Genomic DNA, 6,620 nt, shown 5'->3' with positions numbered 1-6,620 from the left:
GGTGGCGATATTGGTTGACAGGGGTCCGATCTGCTGCGACGCCGGGGCGGTTCCGGGGTGAAAGACTACGAAGTGCGGCGACCCGCAGGCATACATTGGGAACAGGTGCTGTTCTGCGAACTGCTTATCTGGAAAAAAGCGGCTGTTTTACGGTGAAGATCAGGAACAAGTGGCCCGTGTTTCAGTGCACTGTAAACTGGGCACGCGCGCGACACAGGTCTACGTTTATCGCCGGTGGCGCGGCGGGGTCAAGTTCTTTTTGTGCAGCGGGAGTGCGGAAATGTGTCGCTACCGATGTGGAAAATTCAGTTCTACAGTCGAACAGTGATGTGAGTCATGAACTCATTGTTGACCGCGCGCTGCATGATGCCGGGTGCGTCGTTCTGGAGTCCTTTCTAAAAAGTGAGTCTGTCATGCGCAGGTATTATGCCGAACTTTGTGTGGGCGTTTTTTCCCTGCACATCAGGGCCGTTGGGCTATTGGCAGTGAGGGGGGATGAACTTCCAACAACTATATTTTGACTGTTATCGGTGACAAGCCTGCATACATGGATTAACATAACAGATCAATAAATCCTGATTCGTATTCCCGTCCGAAAAAAATGACCTTCCGAGGCGCTCCATGAAACTACTGCCTTCATTCGCTTTCCTGATCATTGGTTGTGTTTTCTCAACACCTGCGTCAGCAGACTGGCCGCAATTTCGAGGAGATGCGGCCCGCAGCGGCTATACTGCAGACCCATTGCCCAATCGCATGGAACTGCAGTGGACGTTCCGAACAAAACACGCTCCCGCTCCCGCCTGGCCGACGCACACCCGCATCAAGTTTGATGAAGTTTTTCAGCCCATCATTGTCGATCAGACGGTGCTGTTCGGCAGCTCGGCCGATGACCAGCTTTATGCCCTCGACCTGAAAACGGGAGAACTGAAATGGAAATTCTTCACCGAAGGCCCGATCCGTTTTGCACCGGCGGCCTGGAAAGACCGCGTGTTTGTCGCCAGCGATGATGGCTGTCTTTACGCGCTGGCCATCAAAGACGGTTCCCTGCTCTGGAAAAAACAGGGAGGTCCTGCGAAAAAATATATCATGGGCAATGACCGTCTCATCTCACACTGGCCCGCACGAGGCGGCCCGGCAGTGGTCGGCGACCAGGTCTATTTCGCCGCTGGTGTCTGGCCTTCCGATGGCGTTTACCTCTATGCCCTCGACGCCACAACGGGCGACGTAATCTGGAGCAATCAGAATTCCGGTCAAATGCTGATGAATCAACCGCATGGCGGCGCGAGTGCGAAAAGTGGTGTCTCTTCTCAGGGTTACCTGGCTGCCAGCGAAAACCAGATTTTCATGCCCACCGGACGCGCAGTTCCCGCGGCATTCGAACGGGCGACCGGCCATTTTCAATACTATCACCTGCAAAAGAACCAGCAGCGCGGCGGTTCGGATGTTATGCTCACCGATCAATTTTTCTGTAACGCCGGTTGTCTCTATGATCAGACAAACGGCAACCTGAGCCAACAGACGGGGACCGGTCCGATGGTGGCTACTCCCAAAGGCATTCTTCGCGGGAATGGCCAGTCCCTGATTTACAGCCAATGGTCAGACACAACGACTCGCGACCGCAAAGGTCAGCCGATCTCTGTCAGACAGCTCAAAGAGAAACGACTGATCCCGTTGGACTATACCGTTACCGATGTCATCGTGGCGGGCAACGATGCGTATTGTGGTTCTCACAATAAAGTGACTGGTGTCGACTTCAAAGCGCAAGCCAACTCCTGGTGGTCGCATGATATTAAAGGGACCGTCCGCGGCCTGGCGGCCTCCGATGAATGTCTCGTCGTCAGCACCGATCAGGGCGTCATCAGCTGCTTTGCGAATGCTGAACCCAATCAGACAAAGACCAGCAAACGTCCCTTCAGGGAGATGCCTTTTTCCGTCAGGCAGATTTATTCCACTGCCGCACAAGAAATTTGTGACAAAACCGATGTCAAATCCGGAATCTGCATCGATCTGAATGCCGACGATGCGTACCTCGCAGCAGCATTGGCCCGGATTTCGACTTTCCAGATATATGTCGTCATGAAAAACGAGGAACAGGCCGCTACTGCACGTCAATTTCTACATAATGCAGGCTTATATGGTTCACGGGTTATCGTGCATGTCGCTGATTCGGAGCAGCTTCCCTATTCCAAAAATTTTGCAAACCTGGTGATCTGCTCTGCTTCACTCTACCGGGATATGAACGCGCAACTTTTAAGCGAAGCCCGACGCATCCAGCGTCCTTATGGCGGTCAGTTTTGCCGGGGACCGGTCAGGAAAATGCAGGTGGAAACCAAAGCCGACCTGCAAGGGGCCGGGAGCTGGACGCACCAGTATTCCAATTCCACGAATACGGTCAACTCTGACGATGAAATCGTTAAAGGACCGCTCAAAATGTACTGGTACCGTGATGTCGATTTCCAGATTCCCAATCGTCACGGCCAGGGTCCCGCCCCACTGGTAAATCGAGGGGTGATGGTCGTCGGAGGCCTGCATGGTTTATGTGGTCTCGATGCTTACAATGGACATACGCTCTGGAAATACAAGCTCAAGAATAATCTCACCGATATGAATGGTATTCACCATGATGTCAGCACCGCGGAAGTCGGTAGCAACTTTTGTCTGGGAGGTGATTATGCCTTTGTCTGTAAGGACGAGTTTTGCCATCAGATCGAATTGAAAACCGGCAAACTGGTCAGAAAGATTTCCACCCCCGTCAGCCGTGATGATCCGAATCAGAACTGGGGATATCTTGGGTATCATGACGGCGTGGTATATGGCTCCGTGAGTAACGACGCGCATTACACCAGCCCCCGCTACAAAGGCCTGACACTGCGCAATGAATCCGTATTGTTTTACGCCATCGATGCCCACACGGGAAATGTACTCTGGACTTATCAGCCCGAATATTCGATTCGCAACAACGCGATCACTATCGGCAACGATCGTGTATTTCTGGTCGATCGGGAAATCGCTAAAGCAGACCACATCAAAGAAGCACGACGAAACGGACGCCCCAATCCCCCCTCACCTGAAGATGCCCAGCGCAAAGGTAAACTGAAAGCATTCCAGGCAAAAACCGGGAAAGACCTCTGGGAGGATAACCAGGAAGTCTTTGGTACTCAGCTGGCGGTTTCAGAAGAGAATGAGATGCTGCTGATGTTCTACCAGGGAATTCGGCACAAGTTTTTCAGACTTCCCTCCGAAGTCGGCGGGCGTATGGCGGCCATCGATGCGAAGACCGGCAAGCGGATCTGGGACATCAAAGCCGAGTATCAGTCGCACCCCGTCATTAACGGCGACAAGATCTATGCCCAGGGAGGTGCCTGGAATTTAAAAACAGGAAAACCCATCGATTTCCAATTCGACCGCTCCTACGGCTGTGGTCAGATCTCCGCCAGCAAACACATGATGGTCTTTCGCTCGGCGACACTCGGTTATTTGGATCTGACCCGTAAAGCAGGCGTCGAAAACTTCGGCGGTATCCGCCTCGGCTGCTACATCAACGCCATCCCCGCGGGAGGCCTGGTCCTCGTTCCCGATGGTTCATCCCAATGTAACTGCTCCTACCAGATGCAGGCCTGGTTCGCGTTGGAAGGCAGTGATTGAGCAGACGTATGGCCAGAAAACGAATTGAAACCAGTAGAATCTCTATAATTCGAGAATTAAACGGTAGTTCTGCTGTGAAGCGTGCGTTAGGGTACCTGACGGGTCAGTGTTCTATTTGATTTAAACCATCAAACACTGAGAAATCGAACTTGTGGGCCCCCAACAGGGAGATCGATTCTGATGAAATATCTGATAGCGTTCGCAGCAGTCGCTGTATTAATTGCGACAGGAGTCTCTTCTCATCCGCCACGTGGTAACAGAGATCAGGACTGCCGGCGACCGGAGGGTCCCCCTCCTGATCCCTATATGATTCTGTTTGATACCGATCAGGATGGTGAGATTTCTAAACAGGAAATCGAACAGTCAACCGTTGTACTGAAGAATCTGGATCGTGATCAGAGTGGCACGCTGACACGCGAGGAAATGCCGCGCCCTCCCCATCATCCACGAGATCACCACCCCGGTGCGGAGCATCACCGACGACCAGGAGCCAATCGCCCCCCTCGACATGAACTAAAACCAATGCCAGAACAAAGGCAACAGAAAGCAGTCTCAAAAAACACTGCTGCTGACACGGTCATTTTTACAGGAGGGTACGAAACAGATCCTCGTGATCACGGACGCCCGGTCGTTCTGATTGCTGCGGCACTTGGTGTGAAACCGGAAGTCTTTCGTCAGGCATTCAGTAATGTGAAACCGGCGCGCGGCGGTGATCCTTCACCTGCCAGAGCTCGCGCTAACAAAGAGACCTTGATGGCGGCACTTGGTAAACATGGTATCTCCAACGATCGGCTGGATACTGTTTCCAATTATTATCGCTATCAGCCTGAACGTGGAGGTCTCTGGAAACATACACCTGCCACAGCAAAGGCCATTATCAAAGAGGGAAAGGTAACCGACTTGCAGATCACCAATGCGGGTTCAGGTTATATAACGCCTCCCAAAGTAACTATTGCCGGCCATGAAGATGTAAAAGTAAAGGTCACGCTTGAATTCAGCCAGGACTTTTCGAAAAATGGCAGCATTAAATCATTAAAGATCGTGAAGTAAGTAGCCTCTTCCGGTGGTTGATGAAATGTGCAATTACCGGAAACAGTTTCACGACAGTCTCTGTAACACCAGACGGGAGGCTAACCGGCGGATAAGGCAGCCGCTTTTTGCTGAAGCAGTTCCAATTGCATTTTGATTTTCTCTTTTGCTGCAGCACTCTGGTAAAGTGATAACAGTTCTTGTGCCGTAACCCGCAGCTCAACGAACGGTTCGGAATTGTCGCTGGCGTAAGCGTCCAGAGACTCCATCAGCACCGTCAGGTTCTGAGCTGCAGCTTTCGGTCGTTTTTTTGCTGCGATCACAAACTCTTCAATGGATTTTGTAGCCATCTGACTTTTTTCTGTCGCTGTGGAAGGAGCTGCAGAACTGCCTCCACAACCGGAAATCAGAAGAGCCATCAGGAGGATCATCGCGTGATATGCCGGATACCCGGTAAGCTCTGGACTGTTATTCATCGTTTCCTCTTTCCGTTCTGTTAAAAAAACAACCCCAGTAATCCTTACTGGGGTTGTTGATTTTAAATGGTTAAATCAAATTAATACTCACCCAGTACGCTACCATCGCCGATCGACAGCAGGTTGAGGTAGGTCGTCTGATCGACATTTTCAGAAATAAACCGCACCGATCCATCTGCCAATGCAGTATGCACCCCTCCGGTATGGAAGCTGCGTGCTGCCTGCCCCGACCCGTCATTGGTATCATCCGGATTATTTCGTCGATTGAAGTTGTAATCGGTAGTATCATTGGATGCATAAGGTGTCCGGTCATAAACGGTCTGGCTGTTAGGTGTCAGAACTCCGTTCTCGTTGGTCCCACTGAACAAGGCTCCTGTGCACCAACCCCAGGCACCTTTGTCATCGCCTGTGTTGGTACCCACAACAATCTCAGCCAGCATAATCGTGTTCGAGGTGCCATCGGTAATATCGCGAATCTGCGCCCCATTCTGAGCAATCTCACTGAAAATCCCACGGCGGGTGCTGTTGAAATCTGCAAGATCCAATGTGGAACCAGCACCGACAGAACCGGCGTACGTGATCTTCGAAAATCCTGTGAAGTCCTGCGTCAGCAGGTAACTGTCAATGCCCGGTTGTGAGGGACAACGCAACAGAGGAATCTTAGCCTGCAGGACGCTCGTACTGGAATTGGAGTTCGTGCTGCGTGCGTTCAGGGACATATTGTAATTGTTATACAAGGTCGCCTGATCCATGAACGGCAGGATCTGCACGACCCAGGTCGTGCCCCAGTTGGCATCACGACCATTCGCGGGAGCAGAACCAACTCCATACCAGACCGCTCCCGGAGGAAACGTGCCATGGGAATCGTGATAATTGTGCAACGCCAGACTAATCTGCTTCAGGCTGTTTTTACAGGTGCTGCGCCGAGCTGCTTCTCGCGCCTGTTGCACGGCGGGCAACAAAAGTGCAATCAGAATGGCAATGATGGCAATCACAACCAGCAGTTCAATTAATGTGAATCCCCGTTTCGAATATACGTACTTTGATCGCATTTCCTTAATCTTTCAATGATTAAAGTAATCTGAATTTGATCCCCAACCAGGTTGGGATCAGGAAGACATGATCTCGCTGGCTGCCTTTCCAGAAAGCAGTCAGGGCCCATCAGGTTTGATGACAGGGAACAGGAGAAAAGCAAATCTCCGTCCTGTAGTGATAATGAAACACCCACGCGAAATCAGAGTATCGGGGATTTTTTGAAAATATCTCTCAAGCAGAAGTCACTGAAGTCGCTTCTGAAGAGGGACGCTTGTCTGACAAAAACGAGAACAATCGTACCCATCCCCGAGAATCGATCCAATGCGACATCAGAAAACTGAGCCAGATGAAACAATATCAGCTGACTGGTCCACGGACCGGTGGACCGATATCAGAACAGCAGTCCAGACGACATCGTCACAGCGGCTGCCGCCT

General features: G+C 51.5%; 5 protein-coding genes. 3 read left to right on the top strand and 2 right to left on the bottom strand.

Annotated features, from left to right (window positions below):
• From ACN0YH_RS21515 to ACN0YH_RS21505, 3 genes are all read left to right on the top strand, one after another.
• A partial coding sequence (locus tag ACN0YH_RS21515; protein ID WP_417381653.1) for a hypothetical protein occupies positions 1 to 521 on the top strand: 521 nt, incomplete at its 5' end.
• 100 nt (positions 522 to 621) lie between these two features.
• On the top strand, positions 622 to 3,645 hold the full coding sequence (locus ACN0YH_RS21510) for a PQQ-binding-like beta-propeller repeat protein (protein ID WP_417381652.1): 3,024 nt from the start codon (positions 622 to 624) through the stop codon (positions 3,643 to 3,645).
• 180 nt (positions 3,646 to 3,825) lie between these two features.
• Positions 3,826 to 4,695, top strand: coding sequence for a hypothetical protein (locus ACN0YH_RS21505; RefSeq protein ID WP_417381651.1), 870 nt, complete (start codon positions 3,826 to 3,828; stop codon positions 4,693 to 4,695).
• 80 nt (positions 4,696 to 4,775) lie between these two features.
• Here ACN0YH_RS21505 and ACN0YH_RS21500 read toward each other — a convergent pair whose 3' ends face one another.
• Complete coding sequence (locus ACN0YH_RS21500; protein ID WP_417381650.1) at positions 4,776 to 5,150, bottom strand: hypothetical protein; 375 nt, start codon at positions 5,148 to 5,150, stop codon at positions 4,776 to 4,778.
• An 80-nt stretch (positions 5,151 to 5,230) separates the two neighbouring features.
• Positions 5,231 to 6,202 (bottom strand): DUF1559 domain-containing protein, encoded by a 972-nt coding sequence (locus ACN0YH_RS21495; protein WP_417381649.1) that lies wholly within the window; start codon positions 6,200 to 6,202, stop codon positions 5,231 to 5,233.
• Between the last annotated feature and the right edge of the window lie 418 nt (positions 6,203 to 6,620).

The sequence above is a fragment of the Gimesia sp. genome (genome assembly GCF_048262075.1).
In the GTDB taxonomy this organism is placed as follows: Bacteria; Planctomycetota; Planctomycetia; order Planctomycetales; family Planctomycetaceae; genus Gimesia.
Note: the sequence above shows the minus strand (reverse complement) of the source record. Positions and strands in the feature narration are given on the sequence as shown.